13 protein-coding genes are annotated in these 20,533 nt (G+C 44.2%); all 13 read left to right on the top strand.

The window, feature by feature from the left end; all coding sequences use genetic code 11:
* The first annotated feature begins 3 nt into the window (after positions 1-3).
* The 13 genes from ACP26M_RS18025 to sprA all read left to right on the top strand — a co-directional run bounded on the left by ACP26M_RS18025 (position 4) and on the right by sprA (position 20,385).
* Positions 4-1,524, top strand: coding sequence for a polysaccharide biosynthesis C-terminal domain-containing protein (locus ACP26M_RS18025; protein WP_426582023.1), 1,521 nt, complete (start codon positions 4-6; stop codon positions 1,522-1,524).
* Positions 1,521-1,952, top strand: coding sequence for a dUTP diphosphatase (gene dut / locus ACP26M_RS18020; RefSeq protein WP_354485700.1), 432 nt, complete (start codon positions 1,521-1,523; stop codon positions 1,950-1,952). The genes ACP26M_RS18025 and dut overlap by 4 nt, the downstream gene beginning before the upstream one ends.
* A gap of 70 nt (positions 1,953-2,022) precedes the next feature.
* Positions 2,023-3,837, top strand: coding sequence for a tetratricopeptide repeat protein (locus ACP26M_RS18015; RefSeq protein ID WP_426582021.1), 1,815 nt, complete (start codon positions 2,023-2,025; stop codon positions 3,835-3,837).
* Positions 3,815-4,600, top strand: coding sequence for a DUF4292 domain-containing protein (locus tag ACP26M_RS18010; protein ID WP_426582019.1), 786 nt, complete (start codon positions 3,815-3,817; stop codon positions 4,598-4,600). Before ACP26M_RS18015 ends, ACP26M_RS18010 begins: the two co-directional genes overlap by 23 nt.
* A gap of 16 nt (positions 4,601-4,616) precedes the next feature.
* Positions 4,617-5,927 (top strand): murein hydrolase activator EnvC family protein, encoded by a 1,311-nt coding sequence (locus tag ACP26M_RS18005; protein WP_426582017.1) that lies wholly within the window; start codon positions 4,617-4,619, stop codon positions 5,925-5,927.
* A gap of 59 nt (positions 5,928-5,986) precedes the next feature.
* Positions 5,987-6,430: a Sec-independent protein translocase subunit TatA/TatB gene (locus ACP26M_RS18000; protein WP_426582015.1), complete on the top strand. Its 444-nt coding sequence runs from the start codon at positions 5,987-5,989 to the stop codon at positions 6,428-6,430.
* Positions 6,431-6,462: 32 nt separating this feature from the next.
* A complete protein-coding gene (locus tag ACP26M_RS17995) occupies positions 6,463-6,636 on the top strand; it encodes a Sec-independent protein translocase subunit TatA/TatB (RefSeq protein ID WP_175490113.1) in 174 nt (57 codons plus the stop codon).
* Between the two features lie 103 nt (positions 6,637-6,739).
* Positions 6,740-8,164: an Asp-tRNA(Asn)/Glu-tRNA(Gln) amidotransferase subunit GatA gene (gatA, locus tag ACP26M_RS17990; protein ID WP_426582012.1), complete on the top strand. Its 1,425-nt coding sequence runs from the start codon at positions 6,740-6,742 to the stop codon at positions 8,162-8,164.
* A 67-nt stretch (positions 8,165-8,231) separates the two neighbouring features.
* Positions 8,232-9,506, top strand: a complete 1,275-nt coding sequence (locus ACP26M_RS17985; RefSeq protein ID WP_426582010.1) for a transglycosylase SLT domain-containing protein — start codon at positions 8,232-8,234, stop codon at positions 9,504-9,506.
* A gap of 205 nt (positions 9,507-9,711) precedes the next feature.
* Positions 9,712-10,080: an iron chaperone gene (locus ACP26M_RS17980; RefSeq protein ID WP_426582008.1), complete on the top strand. Its 369-nt coding sequence runs from the start codon at positions 9,712-9,714 to the stop codon at positions 10,078-10,080.
* A 146-nt stretch (positions 10,081-10,226) separates the two neighbouring features.
* On the top strand, positions 10,227-12,503 hold the full coding sequence (locus ACP26M_RS17975) for an NADP-dependent malic enzyme (RefSeq protein ID WP_426582006.1): 2,277 nt from the start codon (positions 10,227-10,229) through the stop codon (positions 12,501-12,503).
* Positions 12,504-12,762: 259 nt separating this feature from the next.
* Complete coding sequence (ruvA, locus tag ACP26M_RS17970) at positions 12,763-13,347, top strand: Holliday junction branch migration protein RuvA (RefSeq protein ID WP_091174622.1); 585 nt, start codon at positions 12,763-12,765, stop codon at positions 13,345-13,347.
* A gap of 24 nt (positions 13,348-13,371) precedes the next feature.
* Complete coding sequence (gene sprA, locus ACP26M_RS17965) at positions 13,372-20,385, top strand: cell surface protein SprA (protein WP_426582004.1); 7,014 nt, start codon at positions 13,372-13,374, stop codon at positions 20,383-20,385.
* Positions 20,386-20,533: the final 148 nt, after the last annotated feature.

The raw sequence follows: 20,533 nt of genomic DNA, 5'->3' as shown, positions 1-20,533 counted from the left end.
CCATTGTCTACTATAAAAAAATTCGCCGGGCAAACTGCTATATATGGTCTAAGTACTATCATTTCCCGGATGATCTACTTTGTTTTAACGCCAATTTATACCCGTACCCTGCCGGTAAGTGCTAATGGCGTTTTTACATCGGTATATGGAAGCGCTTCTATCATTAACGCCATTTTGGCTTTTGGTATGGAAACTACCTATTTCAGGTATCTGCAAAAACGTTCGGATAACAAACAGCAGGTTTATAATAACGCGTTTGGCGTTGTTATAATGGTATCGGTAATATTCCTGGTTTTTTGTGTACTGTTTTTAAATCCTATTGTCAATTACATGCAGGCCGGCGTCACTAAAGATCATGCCGACTATACTTTTTACGTAAAGTGCTTCCTCGTAATTTTAGTGCTTGATGCTTTTTGCGTAATCCCTTTTGCTCGCATCAGGGCAGAAGGCCGCCCCATAAAATACGCCATTATCAAATGCTCAAACATCGGCCTTGTGATGATGCTCAATTTGTTTTTTCTGTTCGGCGTTCCGTTTATAATAAATCATCATTTGCCGGCGGGAGCATGGATGGCAGGTTGGTACAGGCCGAATTGGGTAGGGTATGTATTTTTAGCTAACGCAATAGCGAGCGGTCTTACCATACTATTGCTATTGCCCGAGATATTGCAAATGAAGCTGAAGTTTGACAGTGCCATGTTAAGCGAAATGTTTGCATACAGCTGGCCTATATTGATAGCCAATATATCGTTCATCATCAATGAGTCATTAGATAAGGTGATGCTGAAGCAAATGCTACCCCAAAGTATCGCCGATACGCATGTAGGCATTTATGGCACCTGCGCCAAGATTGCATTATTTCTGAGTATTTTTGTGCAGGCCTTCAGGTTAGGCGCCGAACCGTTTTTCTTCAGCCATGCAAAAAACAAAAACTCGGGCGAAACTTATGCCCGCATCATGACCTACTTTGTAATTATGGTGGCCGTTATATGTGTAGCACTCATTGCCAATGTTGATATACTGGCTACTGTTATAGTTGGAAAGGAAACGCATGAGGTAAAGCATCATATAGTTTACAATCCGTTTTGGCAGGGCCTTGGCGTTGTACCACCTTTGTTGTTCGGTTACCTGAGCCTTGGTATTTATATGAATCTTTCGGTGTGGTATAAATTGTCTGACCAAACCAGGTATGGCTTATATATATCTGGTATAGGAGCGGTATTAACCGTTATTTTAAACTGGCTGCTTATACCTAAATACAGCTACATGGCATCGGCGTGGATCTCGTTCGCGGCCTATGCTACCATGATGGTGCTCTCGTACCTGTGGGGGCAAAAAAATTACCCCATCCCGTATAACTTAAAAAAGAACCTTGCGTATATAATTGTCTCGGTATTGTTTGTTTTTCTGTCGTTCACGGTATTTAAACGTAATATTTTTGTTGGTAACGGGCTTTTACTTTTATTTGCGGCCGGAGCGTATTACTTTGAACGCAAGGAGTTAAAAGCTATATTTAAACGATGATCATCCGCATAATTAATAAATCAAAAAATAGTTTACCGGCTTATGAAACTGCTCATGCGGCAGGCATGGACCTGCGTGCCGATGTAGAAACTACGGTAGTGCTTAAACCAATGGAACGTAAACTCATTCCAACAGGTTTATATATTGAATTGCCCGAGGGTTTCGAAGCGCAGATCCGCCCGAGAAGCGGCCTGGCATTTAAACATGGTATCGGCATTGTTAATTCGCCAGGTACCATTGATGCCGATTATCGCGGAGAGATCAAAGTATTGCTCATCAATTTCTCGACAGAGGATTTTGAGATCAATACCGGCGACAGGATAGCCCAGATGGTAGTTGCCAAACATGAGCGTGTTAACTGGGAGCAGGTAGAAGTACTGAACGAAACCCAAAGGGGCGAAGGCGGCTACGGGCACACAGGGAAATAATTAGATGCAAGACTTTTAGAGTCAGGAGACAAGAAAGTAACAGAATCAAGACTTCAAGAGACAAGAAAGAATGAAGAGGGATAACCAAAATATTCAATTAAACAGCCTGCGGGAACTTCGCCAGTTTTCTGCGCCGTTTGTTGTTTCTTTATTCTTGCCTCTTGCCGTCTTGTTTCTTGCCATCTTGCCTCTGGCAACCAAAGCTCAGCATAAAAAGAACGGCGATAATAAAACAGTGGCATCGGCAGGTAAGGTGATGAGTTATCAGGACAGCGCTATGGTTAAGCAGCTATTCTTTTCGGCCTTGCGCGAAAAAACGGTGGAGAACTATAAGCTTGCCACCGAAATGTTTGAGCGCGTTTTACAGGCCGACCCTGCAAATGATGCTTCCTTATATGAGCTGGCCAACCTTAAAAGGCAGCAAAATGATTTTGCAGCTTCTGAGCCCCTCCTGGAGCAGGCTGTAGCAATAAATAAGGATAACGAATGGTATTGGGCGGCATTGGCCGATAGCTATGAAAAAACCAATACCATTGATAAGCTTGAAAATGTTTTTAACCAACTGATCAGGCTTAACCCGGACAAATCAGCGTATTATTTTGACAAGGCCAATGCTTTCACCATCCTGAAAAGGTACGATGATGCCCTTAAGGTATATGATGAGATTGAAAAACTGAATGGCCCGAGTGATGATCTTTTAGCCAATCGTCAAAAGATCTATTTAAAGCAGGGAAAAATTGACCAGGCCACTTCCGAACTGGAAAAACAGATAGCCGCTAATCCCGGAGAGATCCGTTATTACCTGGCCCTTGGCGAGGTTTACAACTCGAACGGGTTTGCCGATAAGGCGCTTAAAGTATTGCAGCAAGCTGAAAAGCTTGATCCGCGAAATGGTTTGGTACACTTTGCGCTGGCCGATATCTATCGCGATAAAAAGAACAACGAAGCCAGCTTTAATGAGCTTACCCAGGGATTTGCCATTCCGGAGATCGGCATCGATCAAAAAATTAATATTATATCCGGATACTTTCCTAAGTTTCCGGATGCTAATGCTAAAGCGAGCGCGCTTGAATTAAGCCGGATCCTGACCGTTGCCCATCCTAACGATGCCAGGGCTTATGCCATATACGGCGATATGCTGATCCAGAATACAAAGTATAAAGAGGCAAAGCCGGTACTTAAAAAATCGGCCCAGCTTAATAACCAGGTATACAATGTTCAGGAACAGCTGGTGCGCCTGGATTTAGGCGACAATGACCTTGATGCCGCTATTAAAGATGGTGAAAACGCATTGTCGTTATTCCCGAACCAGGCCTGGATGAATTATCTTGTCGGTGTTGCCTGGGCACAAAAAAAGGATAACAATAAGGCGGTTGGTTATCTTAAAAACGCCACTTCATTAGAACTTCAGGATAAGGAGCTACTTTCGTTAAGTTTTTCATTATTGGGCGATTGCTATCATGAGTTGAAGAATATTAAAAGTTCTGACGAAAGTTATGAGAAAGCTTTAACCTACAATCCGGATAATGCATTCACTTTAAACAATTATGCTTATTATTTATCGTTAAGGAATGAGCAATTGGAAAAGGCGGCAGCAATGTCGGCACATTCCAATGAGCTGCAGCCTAATACGGCATCGTTTGAAGATACTTATGCCTGGATCCTGTTTAAACAAAAAAAATATGTCCAGGCAAAAGAATGGATGGAGAAGGCCCTGACGCATGATAAAGACAATAGCGGGGTTAAGTATGAACATTATGGCGATATATTGTTTTTCCTTGGGAATACCGATGCGGCCGTAACTAACTGGAAAAAGGCGAAAGGCTTTGGTGAGCAGTCACCAGTTTTAGATCGTAAGATAAATGAAAAAAAATATAGCGAATAGTTTACTTATAGCTTGCTGCCTGCTGGTAATGGTAAGCTGTAAAGCACGTAAACAAGTTTTGGTTACCCGTAAGGCAGATTCGACCGCAAGGACGAGTGATATTGCCGGCAAACTGGCCGCCATAAGGGCAAACCAGGTAAATTTTACAACATTTGCGGGCAAGGCAAAAACCAAGCTTAGTATCAATAATAACAGCAACGATGTTACCCTGAATATCAGGATAGCAAGAGATAAAAGGATCTGGGTTTCTATTACAGCGGTGTTGGGTATTGAAGCCGCCCGTGCCGTGATAACTCCCGACAGCATCATGATCATTAACCGCTTGCAAAGCGTTTACATCAAAAAGCCATTCAGCTATATATATACGTACGCCAGCAAAGAGGTTAATTATAAAACACTCGAGTCATTGCTGATTGGCAACGCCGTGCCCGAGCTGGTTAATGAGCAAGCCACTATTGATCATGCCGATGGCAACACAACCTTGAGCGGTACCCTGAATGATCTGGTTTACAAGCTGATACTGGGGCCGGATAATAAGGTTACGCAAACCAATTTAGATAACCAGCGCCAGGCGCAATCATTACAGGTTACCAATAATACCTTTATCGAAGCGACAAACCGGGTATTGCCAGCACAAATAGATATCGCATCAGTAGTAAAAGATAAAAAAATACAAGTTAATTTGCATTATACTAAGGCCGATTTTGAAGTACAGCAAAACTATCCGTTCAGCATTCCTGACGGGTACGAGCCTGGCAAATAATTAATATGTTTATTTAATGAAGTTTTTAAAAGCAGTTTTCTTTTTATTATTGGTACTGGCAGCAGTTAATGTACACGCGCAAAGCAGTGACGAACTGAAACGTCGTAAAGCACAGCTGAATAAAGAGCTTGAACAATTAAATCAAGATTACCAGGAAACTTTAAACAATAAAAAGGCTTCATTAAAGCAGCTAAGCATACTCAAGGCACAGATAAACCTGAGACAGGAAAAAATAGAAAATATCAACTCTGAAGTAAGATTATTGGATAACCAAATCTCTGAGAGTAGTAATAACGTACGTAGTTTACAGTCGCAATTAGATCAGCTTAAAAAGGAATACGCGGGTATGATCCTGTTTGCATACCGCAATCAGAGTGCATATAATAAAATGATGTTCCTTTTTGCATCAAAAGACTTTAACCAGGCCTATAAGCGTTTAAAATATTTACAGCAGTTTGGTACCTACCGTGAGCGGCAGGCCGCCTATATACAAGGTACACAGAAGGAGCTGCATGTTAAAATTAATGAGCTTGACCGGACCAAGGACGAAAAGAATGATCTTTTAAAGGATCAGCAAAAAGAAAAAGAAACACTGGGTAATGAACGTAATAACCAGGTTAAAGTAGTAAGCGATTTGTCACAGCATGAGGGGGTCCTGAAAAAACAGCAGAGGGACCTGCAGGCTAAGATAGTAAAAACAAACCGCGCTATTAACGAAGCTATCCGCAGGGAAATTGAGGAAGCCAGGCGCAGGGCTGCTGAAGAAGAAAGACGCAGGGCTGAAGAAGCCGCAAGACTGGCCGCAGCCAAAGCAAAGGCCGAAAATAAGCCCGCGCCTGTTGCACCAGCTCCGGCTAAGCCGGCAGCCGCGCGCAGTACATCAAGTGTATTGAATGCCACGCCTGAGGCCGCTAAGCTGTCGAACGACTTTTTGGGTAATCGCGGTGGTTTGCCATGGCCGGTATCCAACGGAATAATTACCCAGGGTTTTGGTACCTATACCACGCCCGAAGGTATCAGGAGTGAAAGTACAGGTGTTGATATCCGTACTAACCAGGGCAGCACCGTAAGGGCTGTATTTGATGGTACGGTTGTAAAAGTGGGAGATGTGAGCGGGACCTATTTGGTAATTATATTGCATGGGGAGTATTTTACAGCTTATAGTAATTTACGGTCGGTAACTGTTGCGCGTGGGCAAAAAGTAAGCACCAAACAAGCTATCGGCACCGTGGCAACTGATCCATCGACAGGAGAAACGGAGGCGCACTTTGAAATTTATAAAGGAACAACACCGGTTAACCCCAAGATCTGGCTGGCGCCTAACTAATTAGTTATGAACTATAAGAAATTTTAATTGTATATATTTGTATCCTTAAACAGAATGCTATGTTAAGTTCAGTTTTGTTATTTTTAAATATTGGTACGGGCGAGATGGTACTGATACTTTTTGCAGCATTGATGCTATTTGGCGGCGAAAAGCTGCCCGGCCTGGCACGGAGCCTGGGTAAAGGGATCCGCGACTTTAAAGATGCCTCTGAAGATGTTAAACGTGAGATCAATAACCAGATCAATAATTACGAGGAAAAGAAACCTGCAACTAAAGTAGAAGAAGAAAAACCGCTTTTAGATGAAAAAGCTTCAGAAGCTCCGGAAGCTGCAGCTGAGCACGAAAAACCGGTTGTTGAAAATACTGTTCCAAATACAATCGCTATCAGTGATTATCACGTAAATACCCCGGCCGGGCCGGAACACCAAAGTCATATCAATTTAGATAAGACCATTACCGGTAGTCATCTGGATACCGAAAAAGAAGAAGAATACAAATCATAATATAATATTAATCATACATAAAACTTAAAATCATGGGTGGATTAGGCGCACCAGAAATTATTCTGATCATCATTGCGATACTTTTATTATTCGGCGGTAAAAAAATACCTGAATTAATGAGAGGCTTAGGGAAAGGCGTTAAGGAATTTAAAGACGCGCAAAACAGCGATGGCTCATCTTCTTCATCTGAAGAAAAAAAAGCTTAATACCCTAACAGGGATTAGGTTTTAATGCCATTTTTATCGAGTATATGAACTTATCTGTTGATTTATTTCTTATTTCAACGGATAAGTTTTTTATTTTAGCCCCATGGCTAATATTTATTCCTCTTTAACCGAAATAAAGAGCGGGTTGCAACGTGCAGAAATTACTGTTGAAGGTCTTGTAAAAGGCTATTTGCTTGAAATTGAAAAAAATGCTCATTTAAATGCTTTTAATGAAGTGTTTGCTGATGAAGCGCTGATTGCTGCAAAAAACGTTGACAACAAAATAAAGAATGGCACCGCCGGCAAATTAGCCGGTATGGTTATCGGCATTAAAGATAATATCTGCTATAAAGGGCACCAGGTTAGTGCCTCCTCAAAAATCTTAACGGGTTTTACTTCCATCTTTTCATCAACCGTGGTTGAACGCCTGCTGGCCGAAGACGCGGTGATCATTGGGCGCTGTAACTGCGATGAATTTGCTATGGGCGCCACCAACGAATCATCATACTTTGGCCCGGTAAAAAACCATGCCGATGAAACTAAAGTTGCAGGCGGTTCGTCGGGCGGTTCGGCTGTAGCCGTACAAGCAGGGATGTGCCATGCCGCTTTAGGCACGGATACGGGTGGTTCGGTAAGACAACCAGCTTCATTTTGCGGTGTTGTAGGTTTAAAGCCAACATACGGCACAATTTCAAGGCATGGTATTATCGCCTATGCTTCATCGTTTGACCAGGTTGGTCCTATCACTAAATCGGTAGAAGATGCTGCATTATTGCTGGAAGTACTGGCAGGTCCGGATGAATATGACAGTACGTTATCACAAACTCCGCCACCTGCATCATATACTAATCTTCAAAAGCCGAGAAAAAAGAAGATAGCTTACCTGCAGGAAGCCATATCAAGCCCTGGTGTTGACACCGAAGTAAAAGACAACCTTGTACAATACATCGATAAGCTGCGTGCCGATGGGCATACAGTTACCCCGATAGCTTTTGAACTGCTGGAATACCTGGTACCAACCTATTATATCCTGGCCATGGCCGAAGCGTCATCAAACCTGGCAAGGTACGACGGTGTGCATTACGGCTATCGCAGTCCGCTGGCTACAGATTTACAGTCTACTTATAAACGCTCCCGTTCTGAAGGTTTTGGTAAGGAAGTAAAGCGCCGTATTATGCTGGGGACTTTTGTTTTGAGCGCGGGTTATTACGATGCTTACTACGCGAAAGCACAAAAGGTACGCAGGCTGATCCAGGAAAAAACTAACCGGATACTGGAAGAATATGATTTTATATTGGTGCCTACGGCACCCGAACCGGCCTTTAACATAGGTAAGGAAGAGAAAGATCCGGTGGTAATGTATCTTTCTGACATATTTACCGTACAAGCCTCATTAACCGGCGTGCCGGCCATATCAATACCTACGGGCAATAACAGCAACGGTTTGCCGTTAGGTTTACAGTTATTAACAAAGCACTTTGGCGAACAGCAACTGTTAGATTTTGCCAAATATTTTCTCGATCTGTAATAAAAAATGATATTTTAGTAAAATGCTGATGCTTTGGGTATTATAAATTAATCAAATCCCTGAATAAATGAAGAGATTATTTACGCTGACCATTTGCCTCTTATCACTCCAAGTTTTACAAGCCGAAACAAACACGACCAATTCGGCAAAGTCAATTAAGCAAATAAACCGGGTAACCAAATTCAGCCCCGATATTGTAAACGCCGACACCACTATTTTACCGGTGCTTAACCAGTCGTTGCCGGTAAGTACATACGGCGGTTTGTACAAGCGCCGGTTAGATTCCATCCGAAAGGATATCCAGTTGGATTATAATGAATATGTACAGGCTTATATCGACCTGTATATGCATAACCGCGATGAAATGGGCCAGGTTGCAGGCTTAACCAAATACTACTTCCCCATTTACGAAAAGGCTTTCCGCGAAGCGGGGATCCCCGAAGAAATAAAATTCCTGTCGATTGTTGAATCAAAGCTTGATCCAAACGCAGTATCAAGGGTAGGGGCCACAGGTCTTTGGCAGTTTATGGGTACCACAGCAAAAACTTATGGCTTAAACATGGATAACTATGTTGATGAACGCCGTGACCCTATCCAATCGAGCTATGCCGCGGCTGCCTATCTGAAAGACGCGTACCAGGAATTTGGCGACTGGCTGCTGGCCATCGCCTCCTATAATTGTGGTAAAAGCAATGTGGAACGCGCCGTTGAAAAAGCAGGTGGCGTAACCGATTTCTGGAGCATCCGCCAGTACCTGCCTGTTGAAACCCGTGGTTATGTGCCGGCTTTCATCGCCATGAATTATGTAATGCATTATTTTAATAAACATAACATTGTTGCACAGGCCTGCAATTTTTCTACCCGTACCGATACGGTAATGGTTAAAAGAGTTGTTCCGTTAAGTAATGTTGCCCAGGCTCTTGATGTTAGTTTAAGGGAGATCACCATCCTCAACCCATCCTACCGCATGGCTGTGGTTAATGGCAGCGCAAAAACACCCCGCAGGCTTATCATCCCCCAAACCGCAAAAGATAATTACGCCGCTTTGTATAACGTATTAAATGGTGTTGATGCACCGGTGAAACCTGCTGCTAAGCCCGCTGCTTACGCTGCTGTTCAATATACACCGGCTAAGTCTGAACGCAAAATCCCTACCCATCATAAAGTGAAGAGAGGCGAAACACTTGCTTCTATAGCTGATATGTTTGGTTGTGAAGTATCAGACCTTAAAGTTTGGAACCATCTTAAAACTAACCGGGCGCCTGTAGGGGCCATGCTAAGGGTATCGGCAGGGGAAGTTGCAGCCAACGTGCAGGATGACGACCAGTATTCAAAGAATTAAAACATAAGGGAGAATTATAAAGACGTCATTGCGAGGCACGAAGCAATCCCCAATTAGCAGGTCCGCCCTGTATAGTTTGGGATTGCTTCGTGCCTCGCAATGACGTTTTATATTAACACAGGCCGCTGATTATTTGTAAATCAGCGGCTCTCACAATGACCTGGTTTTTTCGTAGATTTATTTCAACCAACCACTACTCATCAACATGGAAAAGCCAAAGGAAAATATTGATGAATATATCGCCGGTTTCCCGGAGGATGTACAGCAGAAACTGCAACAGGTGCGCGAAACCATCAAAGCCGCTGCCCCAGATGCCGGGGAGACTATCAAATATGCTATTCCTACCTTTGTGCTCAATGGCAATTTAGTGCACTTCGGCGGTTTTAAAAATCATATCGGGTTTTATCCCGCACCGCAGGGTTTGGAAGAATTTAAAGAAGAACTTTCGGGCTATAAAGGGGCCAAAGGCTCGGTTCAGTTTCCGCTTGATGAGCCTATGCCCCTCGATCTGATCACCAAAATTGTAAAGTTCAGGGTTCAGAAAAATATGGAGAAGGCAAAGAAGAAAAAATAGAACATTGCCAAATCCGTTCTTTTAAACACATCTTATCAAAACTTTAACCATATTTTATCCTCTTTTTAACATAATCGCAAAAAGGGGCTTTTTTATGTTTGTTCCATAAAAAGAATTGTAATTTTGGGCGCTTCAATTTGAAAAAAATGAATAAAACTAACCGAAAACAGGATGCGCTGAATTACCACTCGCAAGGCCGTCCCGGAAAGATACAAGTTGTACCTACCAAACCAACAAATTCGCAGCGCGACTTAACCATGGCCTACTCGCCCGGTGTGGCTGAGCCATGTTTAAAGATTGCTGACAATACCGAAGATGTTTATAAATATACCGCCAAAGGCAATCTTGTAGCCGTGATCAGCAACGGTACTGCCGTACTTGGCCTGGGCAATATCGGCCCTGAGGCCAGCAAGCCTGTAATGGAGGGCAAGGGCCTGCTGTTCAAGATCTATGCTGATATTGATGTGTTTGATCTTGAGCTGAATGCTAAAAGTGTTGATGATTTTGTAAACATTGTAAAAGCGCTTGAGCCTACTTTTGGTGGTGTGAACCTGGAAGATATTTCGGCCCCAACCTGCTTTGAAATTGAGCGTAGGCTAAAAGCTGAAATGAATATCCCTGTAATGCATGATGACCAGCATGGTACCGCCATTATATCCGGCGCAGCTTTAATGAATGCCTGCGAAATCCAGGGAAAAAAACTCGACAAAATAAAAATGGTGGTTAACGGTGCAGGCGCCGCCGCGGTATCCTGTTCAAAAATGTACCTGTCATTAGGGGTTAAAAAAGAGAACCTGGTGATGTTTGATATCAATGGCGTGCTCAACCAGGAACGCACCGATCTTGACGAGATCAGGATGGAGTTTGCTACTGGCCGCAAAGATGTTAAAACACTGGCCGATGCTATGAAAAATGCCGACGTATTTGTCGGTCTTTCGGCAGGTAATGTGGTAACCCCCGATATGCTGAGAACCATGGCTAAAAAGCCCATTGTTTTTGCTATGGCCAACCCGGTGCCCGAAATTGATTATGACCTTGCGGCCGGCACACGCGATGATATTATTATGGCAACCGGCCGTTCCGATTTTCCTAACCAGGTAAATAACGTGCTCGGTTTCCCTTATATTTTCCGAGGGGCGCTGGACGTGAGGGCTACCGCTATTAACGAGGAAATGAAGATTGCCGCCACGCACGCCATTGCCGAAATGGCTAAAAAACCGGTTCCCGAAGCCGTTAACCTCGCTTATAACCTTACTAACCTGAAATTTGGCAAGGATTACATCATCCCTAAACCAATGGACCAAAGGCTGATCACCGAGGTATCCATGGCGGTGGCAAAAGCGGCCATAGCTTCAGGAGTAGCCCGTAAGGTGATCACCGATTGGGATGCGTATGCGGAGGAGCTGAGGGTGCGCCTGGGTACTAATGATAAGCTGCTGCGGAACCTTACTGCTAAAGCAAAACAGAATCCTAAGCGCGTTGTATTTGCCGAGGCTGATAATTATAAGATCTTAAGATCGGCACAGATAGTGAAAGAGGAAGGTATTGCCACCCCTATTTTGCTGGGCAATATCGACAGGATCAAAAAGATCATCCATGATAATGACCTTGATTTGGGCGATGTTCATATCATTGATCCGCGGGAAGGCTGCGAGCATATGGATGAGTATACCGAGTTTCTGTATAACAAACGCCAGCGCAGGGGGATTACCCTGTATGAGGCTAAAAAGCAATTGGTAGACCGCAACTACTACGGCGCTTGTATGGTACAATTTGGCCGGGCCGATGCGCTGATCTCGGGTTTAACCAAAAACTATGTAACCACAGTAAAACCGGCCCTGCAAATTATCGGTACTGAAGAAGGTGTGAACCGTGTTGCGGGCATGTATATGATGATCACGGCTAAAGGCCCTGTATTTTTTGGTGATACTACGGTGAACGTAAACCCGTGTGTGAATGATTTGGTTGATATTACCGTGCTGATTGAACGCTCGGTAAAGCAGTTTAACATCAGCCCGAGGGTGGCTGTGTTATCATACTCCAACTTTGGGTCGAACGAAGGGGAGATACCAGAAAAAACCAGGGAAACAGTAGCGATACTGCATGAAAAATATCCTGATATGGTTGTCGACGGCGATATGCAGGCCAACTTTGCGCTAAACGCAGATTTGCTTGATGATAACTTCCCGTTCTCAACACTCAATGGTAAACCGGCCAATACACTGATTTTCCCTAACCTGGAGTCGGGCAATATTGCCTATAAACTTTTGCAGGAAATAGGCGGCGCCGAAGCAGTTGGGCCGATATTGGTTGGCTTAAAAAAACCGGTGCATGTGCTGCAGTTGGGCAGTTCGGTACGTGAAATTGTAAATATGGTTACCATAGCAGTGGTTGATGCACAAGCAAAAACAGCAGCCAAATAAGCCCACCCAAACCCTCTCCGGAAGGGAGGACTTTTAAGAAATCTCCATAAAGTCTCCCCTACCGGGGGAGATTTAGAGGGGACTAAAGACGCTGGTATTTAAATGCTTAGCGTCTTTATTTTTTAAGGCGAGTATAACGGAGCTTTTTGTTTGTCATTATATGAACATAATGCCGCCGGAATTTTATCTTTGGATAATCACTGTAAAGGCTGTTTGCCATTAACATCATTGTTTAATAAACTTAATAAAGTAATAATATATGTATGATTATATTAGTGGGAAACTAATGTTTAAAAGCCCGTCATATGTGGTTATAGATGCGGGAGGGGTAGGGTATCATATTAATATTTCGGTAAATACCTATTCGGGCATTAGTGACGACGAGAAATGTAAACTCTTTGCATGGTTACACGTAAAAGAGGACGCGCACACACTTTACGGCTTTGCTACAGAAGGTGAACGCAGGTTGTTCTTACATTTGATCTCTATTTCGGGTATCGGGCCAAATACGGCAAGGATGATGTTATCGTCTATAAGCCCGGCCGAGATCCAGGCTGCTATTGTGAGCGGTAATGTTTCATTGATCCAGCGGATAAAAGGAATTGGCCCGAAATCGGCTCAGCGGATTATTTTGGAGCTGCAGGATAAGCTGCGTAAGGAAGGCCCCGATACCTTAACTGTTGTGCCGGTGAGCCAGACGGTTAAGGATGAAGCACTATCAGCATTAGTAATGCTGGGCTTTGCGCGTAACGTTGCCGAAAAGGTATTAGACCAGGAGATCAAGAAAAATAATGGCGAATTAACGGTTGAAGAACTAATTAAGTTCGCGTTAAAAACGCTATAATTACGGATAAATATCTACTAACTTTTGACCAAAGTATTTACTTATAAGACACTTATAAGTGTGTTGTTCATTGTGGTGTTCGGGGGGCTGGGTAATGTGTATGCACAACAAAAGCCTTCACCTGCGGCTAAAAATGACACAACCAAATCAAATGCACCAATAAACCTGACCGCGCCACGAAGCCAGCGGATGAGGGAAGGTATTTTCAATACCGATCCGGCAGGCCTGGTACGTACCATTGAATATGATCCGGCCACAAACCGTTATATTTTATACGAAAGGGTAGGTAATTTACTTTACCGCCCCCCGCAGTATCTTACGTTTGAGCAATATTTAAAACTTAAAGAACGATCGGTCCAACGTGGCTATTTTCAGCAGCTGGCAGATAATTATGCCTATGATTCGCAGCAGCCGGGGTTTATACCGCCTATAAAGGTCAGGAGTCGTACGTTTGAGCAGATCTTTGGCAGCTCGGTGATTGATATCCGCCCGCAAGGATCAGCAGAAATGATCATGGCCGGGCAGATAAATAAAAACCAAAACCCGCTTTTTAACACCCGCCAGCGCAGTCAGTTTAACTTTAATTTTGATCAGCGCATCCAACTTAACGTAACCGGTAACATAGGCGATAAGTTAAAGATCACCACCAATTACAACACCGACGCGCAGTTCCAGTTTGAAAACCAGATCAAGCTGGATTATACAGGCTCGCCCGACGAGATCATTCAGAAAATTGAAGCCGGTACGGTTAGTATGCCGCTTAATACCACGCTGATCACCGGTAGTCAGGCGCTTTTTGGCGTTAAAACCAAGTTGAAATTCGGACGGCTGGATGTTACAAGTATCTTTTCGCAGCAACGCTCACAGTCAAAAACCATCACCATTACCAATGGTTCGCAACAGGGCGAGTTTAGGTTGACGCCTGCCGATTATGAGGCCAACAAACACTTCTTCCTGTCGCAATATTTCAGGAATAATTATAATAGGGCGCTGGCCAATATCCCGATCATCAGCTCCAATGTAAACATTACTAAAATTGAGGTTTGGACAACCAATCGTACCAACGTAACTACCGATTCGCGCGATATATTGGCCTTCATGGACCTTGGTGAAAATAACCCATACAATAAAACAAGGATTGTGGGCGGCGGCAGTGCCCTGCCCGCGGGTTTTAAAGGACCAGGTTTTGCCCAGCAATCAAATAACCTGTTATCTGTTTTGCCACAAAATGCAAGGCTCACCAACTCCAATGATGTGGCCAGCTTTTTCCAGGGATCGGGCAATACGGATAACTATTCAAAACTAACTTACGCCCGCAAGCTTACTGATAAGGAGTATACCCTGCACCCGCAGTTAGGTTACATCTCCCTAAATTATCCCTTAAATAATGATGAGGTACTGGCGGTTGCTTACCAGTATACTGTTAATGGTGTGCAATACCAGGTGGGTGAATTTAGCAGCGATGTTGCCGTTAACCCAAATACGCCTAATGTGCTTTTTGTGAAATTGCTGAAAGGCGAGTTGTTGAAAACCAACCTGCCTACCTGGGATTTGATGATGAAAAACATTTACTCCCTCGGTGCTTTCCAGATAGCCCCTACCAATTTTAAATTAACTGTTACCCGCCTTGATGATAAAACGGGGATCGAAAAAACGGTAATGGAAGAGGGGCAAAACCTAAAAGGCAAACTTTGGCTCCAGGTAGCAGGGCTTGATAACCTCAACCAGCAAAGCGATAAAAAGCCGGATGGCTACTTTGACTTTTTAGAAGGAATCACCATCGATTCGCAAAACGGACGGATCTCGTTCCCGGTGGTGGAGCCTTTTGGTTCGGACCTGGCATCCAAATTTACCCCGGGCGAGACCGACCTGGTTAAACGATACGTTTATCAGCCATTGTATGACTCAACCAAAACCATCGCGCAGCAATATTTCCCGGCATTAAACAGGTATGTAATTAAGGGAACTTATACCTCAACAGGAGGGTCAGAGTACCAGTTGAACGCGGTCAACATTCCGCAGGGATCGGTAAATGTAACTGCCGGTACCGTGAAGTTGCAGGAGGGGAATGATTACACGGTTGATTACAATGCCGGGCGGATCAGGATCCTGAACCAGGCACTGTTATCTTCCGGCCAGCCTATTACCGTAAAGCTGGAGAATAATGAATTGTTCGGCGTACAGCAAAAGTCATTGTACGGCACCCGGCTTGATTATCATGCCAGCGATAAGCTTCAGTTAGGTGCTACTTTGATGCACCTTACCGAGCAACCCATCACCCAAAATGAAATCGCCGGCGAAGAATCCATCTCCAATACCATTTGGGGCTTTGATGCCAATTACAGTTCAAACTCCCGGTTTTTAACCAGGCTGGTTGATAAGATCCCCGGCATCCATACCAAAGTGCCATCGTCCATTAATTTTTATGGCGAGTTTGCCAAACTGATGCCTGGCAGTCCGGGTGCATTGAATTTTGCAGGCTCCAAACACGGCACATCTTATCTTGACGATTTTGAAAACAGTCAATCAGTAATAGATATTAAAGGAGCTAACAGCTGGCAAATTTCAGGAACGCCGCAGCTATTTGGCGAATCGGCTTTGTTTGATAACCTGAGCTATGGTTATAACCGTGCCCGGCTGGCTTTTTATAATATCGACCCTATATTTTATACCAATACAGGTTCCATCCCCATATCAAGAAGCGAGCTTTCCAACCATTATGTAAGGCAGGTAATTGAGCAGGAAGTTTTCCCTTACAAGCAGTCGGCTACCGGGCAGCCGATTAGCCTGGCTACGCTCAACATGGCTTTTTATCCAAGTATCCGTGGGCCGTACAACTATGCTACCACCGGCATTAATCCCGATGGTACCTTGCAAAACCCTAAAACACGCTGGGGTGGTATGTTCAGGAAGCTGGAAACAAATGATTTTGAATCGTTGAACGTATCCTACATCGAGTTTTGGATGCTTGATCCATTCATATACAAACCAAACTCTGCTGGCGGTGATTTGTATTTTAACTTAGGTTCGCTATCGGAAGATATTTTAAAGGACGGGCGTAAAAGCCTGGAAAATGGTTTGCCTGTTGACGGCGACCTGACCAAGGTGGATGAAACCAGCTGGGGGCGGGTGTCTAAACTACAGCCGGTGATTAATGCTTTTGATAACAACCCCGATGCCCGTAAACTGCAGGATGTTGGTTTGGACGGCATGAACGACCAGGATGAACAAACCAAATTTGCCCCGGTTGTTCAGCAGATAAAAGGACAACTGAACGCGCAGGCCGCGACTGCCATTGCTGCCGACCCTTCATCCGATGATTATCAGTATTACCAGGGCCCCACGCTCGACCAGGCCCGCGCCGGCATCCTTGAACGTTATAGCAAATACAACGGTACCGACGGTAACTCGAAAACGGCGCAGCAGTCACAGGCCGAACTCGGCATTCAAAATTCAGCCTCAACTTCGCTGCCCGATGGTGAGGATATTAACCGCGACAACAACATGAGCCAGGAAGACTCATACTTCCAATACAAGGTATCTATGCGGCCGGCCGATATGGTTGTTGGTCAAAACTATATCAGCGATAAAGTTACCGCACAAGTGAAACTGCCTAACGGTACAACCCAGGCAGTTAACTGGTACCAGTTCCGGATCCCAATCTCAGATTATCAATCAAAAGTGGGCAACATCCAGGATTTTAAGGCGATCCGTTTTATGAGGATGTTCATGACCAACTTTGCTGATACCGCCGTGCTTCGTTTTGCGACCCTGGAACTGGTGCGCGGCGAGTGGCGTGCTTTCAATACCGAAAAAAATCCGCTGAATGTTATTGCCGATCCGGCTATTCAAAACCCGCCGATAGATAATTCGACCATCGACGTGCAGGCTGTAAATATTGAAGAGAACGGTAACCGCACGCCTATTCCTTATGTGGTGCCGCCCGGTATTAACCGCCAGCGTAATTACAATAACCTGCAAACCAATACCAAACTCAACGAGCAATCACTGTCCCTTAATATAAAAAGCCTGCGCGATGGATATTCAAGGGCCGCCTTCCGTACTTTTTATAATGACCTGCGCAAATACAAACGCATGCAAATGTTTATCCATGCCGAGGGTGATTATTTGAAGGATAATGACCTGAACGCGTTTATCCGCCTCGGGGTTGATTACCAGGATAACTATTATGAGTACGAATTGCCTTTAAAAATAACCCAGCCGGGTACCAGCGATGCAGGAGCAATATGGCCGGATGTTAATGAAATGGACCTGGAGCTTGATTTGCTGATCCGGGCAAAGCTTGCACGTAATCACTCCAACGTGGCCTACAACCAGCTTTTTAAATACACCGAGGGTGATAAGGTAGTTTATATCAAGGGCCAGCCCGATTTAAGCAAGCTGCGTACCATTATGCTTGGCGTGCGCAATCCATATAAAGGCACAAATGTTTTGCCCGATGATGGGTTGGATAAATCAGGAACTGTTTGGTATGATGAGCTGCGCCTTACCGATTTTGATCAGCGCGGGGGATGGGCCGCTACCGCGAGGATTGATGCCAAGCTTGCCGACTTTGCCGATATTACCGTATCGGGCAGTAAAACAACTATTGGTTTCGGTACCCTTGATTCAAGGCTGAATGACCGGAGCCAGAGTGATGATCAAACCTATGACGTATCGGCCAATGTTGAGCTTGGTAAGTTTTTTCCGGATAAAAGCGGCATCCATATCCCGGCATACATCAATTTGTCATCACAAAGGAGCATGCCGCAATATGATCCCGGAGCGCCGGATGTTGAGCTGAAGGCGTCGCTGGCGGCGGCAACCAGCACCAAAGAGCGCGACTCTATCCGGAATGCGGCTATTGATATTACCACCCGTAAAAGCATCAACTTTACCAACGTACATAAGGCACGTACAAACCAAAATGCTCTCAACCATATTTGGGATATTGAAAACTTTAATGCCACTTATGCCTACACCGAATACAATCATCATGATTTTGTGACGCAGAATGATGTGGAGAAAACCTATAATCTCACACTCGCTTATAACTATACCAATCAGCCCAAATACTACAGCCCATTTGCCAAGATCATCAAAAGCAATATGCTGGCCCTGTTCCGCGATTTGAACTTTAGTCTGCTGCCGTCGCGATTGAATTTCAGCATCAATTTTAACCGCTTTTATTCGGAGAATACCCTGCGCGATAATGACCCCAATAATTATATCCCTATCCCGACAACAACATTTAATAAATATTTCAACATTACCCGTGTATATGGTATAGGCTGGAACCTGTCGAAATCATTGCAGATGGATATTGATGCTACCAATCTTTCGGTTGTGGATGAACCCGCCGGTCGTATTAATGGTTTAAAGCGCGATACCCTTTGGGATAACCTGAAAAAGCTGGGCCGTACAACCAACTATAACCACACTATCAACTTTAATTATACGGTACCTATTAACAAAATCCCGGGATTGGATTGGATATCGGCAGTAGCGCGTTACAGTACACACTTTAACTGGCAAACACAGCCGCTGTTTGCTATCAATAGCACCGCTTATGATGTTGGCAACAGTATTCAAAACTCAAGGGCAATCCAGCTTAACCCAACCCTGAATATGGTGTCGCTGTATAACAAGTTCCCTTTTATCCGTAAGGCCAATAACCCTAACAATAAAAAGAGCAATATCCTGATAGGCCTGCTAACCAGTGTTAAAAACCTAAGCGCAACCTATACCCGTACACAGGGAACGTTTTTACCGGGATACTTACCGCAGTCGGGCTTTTTTGGTGCAGATGGTAATGCCCCCGGGTTAGGCTTTTTATTGGGCAGCCAAACAGATATCCGGGCTAAAGCAGTTGCCAGCGGCTGGATCACCACCGATACCCTGCAAAATCAGTTGTATACCACATCGTTAAACGAGGATATGCACTTCAGGGGGATTATTGAACCATTTAAAGATCTGCGGATTGAGCTTAGTGCATTTAAAACCCAGGATCATAATTACCAGGCTAATTTCAAATACCTGGCATCGAGCAATAGCATCGAAACATTAAGCCCGGTTACATCGGGTAACTACAGTGTATCGTTCCTCACCATTGGCACCGCCTTTGAATCGGCAAAGGGAATTAACAATGTATCATCTACATTTCAGAAATTTTTGGATGCCCGCGCTGTGATATCGCAAAGATTAGGGCGTACCAATCCAAATTCGGCCGGGGTTGCTGATGGTTATGCCGATGGTTACGGACCAAATTCGCAAAACGTATTGGTGCCGGCGTTTCTCGCAGCATATGCAGGAAAAAATGCTTCGGGCAGTAACCTGTCGCAATTCCCAAAAATTCCTATTCCTAACTGGCAGGTAACGTACAATGGCTTAGGTAAGATCTCCTGGTTCCAGGATATTTTTGATTCGTTTGATCTGAGCCATGGTTACCGTTCATCATATAATGTAAGCGGTTTTACCTCGCTGCTGCAATATCGCGAAGCTAACGGCGCTGCCACTTCACGCGATTTAAATAATGATTTCCTGCCGTTGTACCAGTTTTCGCAAGTCACCATTTTTGAGCAGTTTGTGCCTTTGCTGGGCGCAAGCGTACGCTTCAAAAACAGCATGACCGCCAATGCCGAATATCGCCAAAGCCGTTCGCTCAGCTTAAGTATGCTTAACAGCCAGTTGGCGCAGCAAAACGAAAAGATCATTGTTTTTGGTTTTGGTTACCACACCAAAGATTTCCATTTTCCGTTTGGCTGGTTTGAAGGCATCCAGCATAAGGACGTGAACTTTAAACTCGATTTTTCATTGCGCGATAATAAAACGCTCATTTACCGTGCCGATGTTGAATCGGCCGAGATCTCATCGGGGGCGCAAAATATTACCGTAAGGCCATCTGTTGATTATGTGATCAACCAGCGTTTTAACCTGAATTTGTTTTATGATTCAAACCTTACCAAGCCCTATACTTCGCAAACGTTTAATACATCATTTACCAATTTTGGGATTAATTTGAAGTTGTTGCTGCAATAAAATTGAATGAAATACGGGACCTGATAAAGAAACGTCATTGCGAGGTACGAAGCAATCGCGAACTTTACAGGGCTGCTTGCATAGCTACTCTGCCCGTCGGGGATTGCTTCGTACCTCGCAATGACGTGGTGGAGATGTTATTTTCATA

This window comes from Mucilaginibacter sp. R-33, assembly GCF_049949235.1.
GTDB lineage: Bacteria > Bacteroidota > Bacteroidia > Sphingobacteriales > Sphingobacteriaceae > Mucilaginibacter.
The sequence above is the reverse complement of the archived record's forward strand: the minus strand, read 5'-3'. Positions and strand labels throughout refer to the sequence as shown.

Coding starts and splice junctions, on each gene's coding strand:
- ACP26M_RS18010 (WP_426582019.1), top strand. CDS start 3,815: ATGAAAAAAAATATAGCGAATAGTTTACTTATAGCTTGCTGCCTGCTG.
- ACP26M_RS17980 (WP_426582008.1), top strand. CDS start 9,712: ATGGAAAAGCCAAAGGAAAATATTGATGAATATATCGCCGGTTTCCCG.
- ACP26M_RS17975 (WP_426582006.1), top strand. CDS start 10,227: ATGAATAAAACTAACCGAAAACAGGATGCGCTGAATTACCACTCGCAA.
- ruvA (WP_091174622.1), top strand. CDS start 12,763: ATGTATGATTATATTAGTGGGAAACTAATGTTTAAAAGCCCGTCATAT.
- ACP26M_RS18015 (WP_426582021.1), top strand. CDS start 2,023: ATGAAGAGGGATAACCAAAATATTCAATTAAACAGCCTGCGGGAACTT.
- ACP26M_RS17985 (WP_426582010.1), top strand. CDS start 8,232: ATGAAGAGATTATTTACGCTGACCATTTGCCTCTTATCACTCCAAGTT.
- ACP26M_RS18000 (WP_426582015.1), top strand. CDS start 5,987: ATGTTAAGTTCAGTTTTGTTATTTTTAAATATTGGTACGGGCGAGATG.
- ACP26M_RS18005 (WP_426582017.1), top strand. CDS start 4,617: ATGAAGTTTTTAAAAGCAGTTTTCTTTTTATTATTGGTACTGGCAGCA.
- gatA (WP_426582012.1), top strand. CDS start 6,740: ATGGCTAATATTTATTCCTCTTTAACCGAAATAAAGAGCGGGTTGCAA.
- ACP26M_RS17995 (WP_175490113.1), top strand. CDS start 6,463: ATGGGTGGATTAGGCGCACCAGAAATTATTCTGATCATCATTGCGATA.
- dut (WP_354485700.1), top strand. CDS start 1,521: ATGATCATCCGCATAATTAATAAATCAAAAAATAGTTTACCGGCTTAT.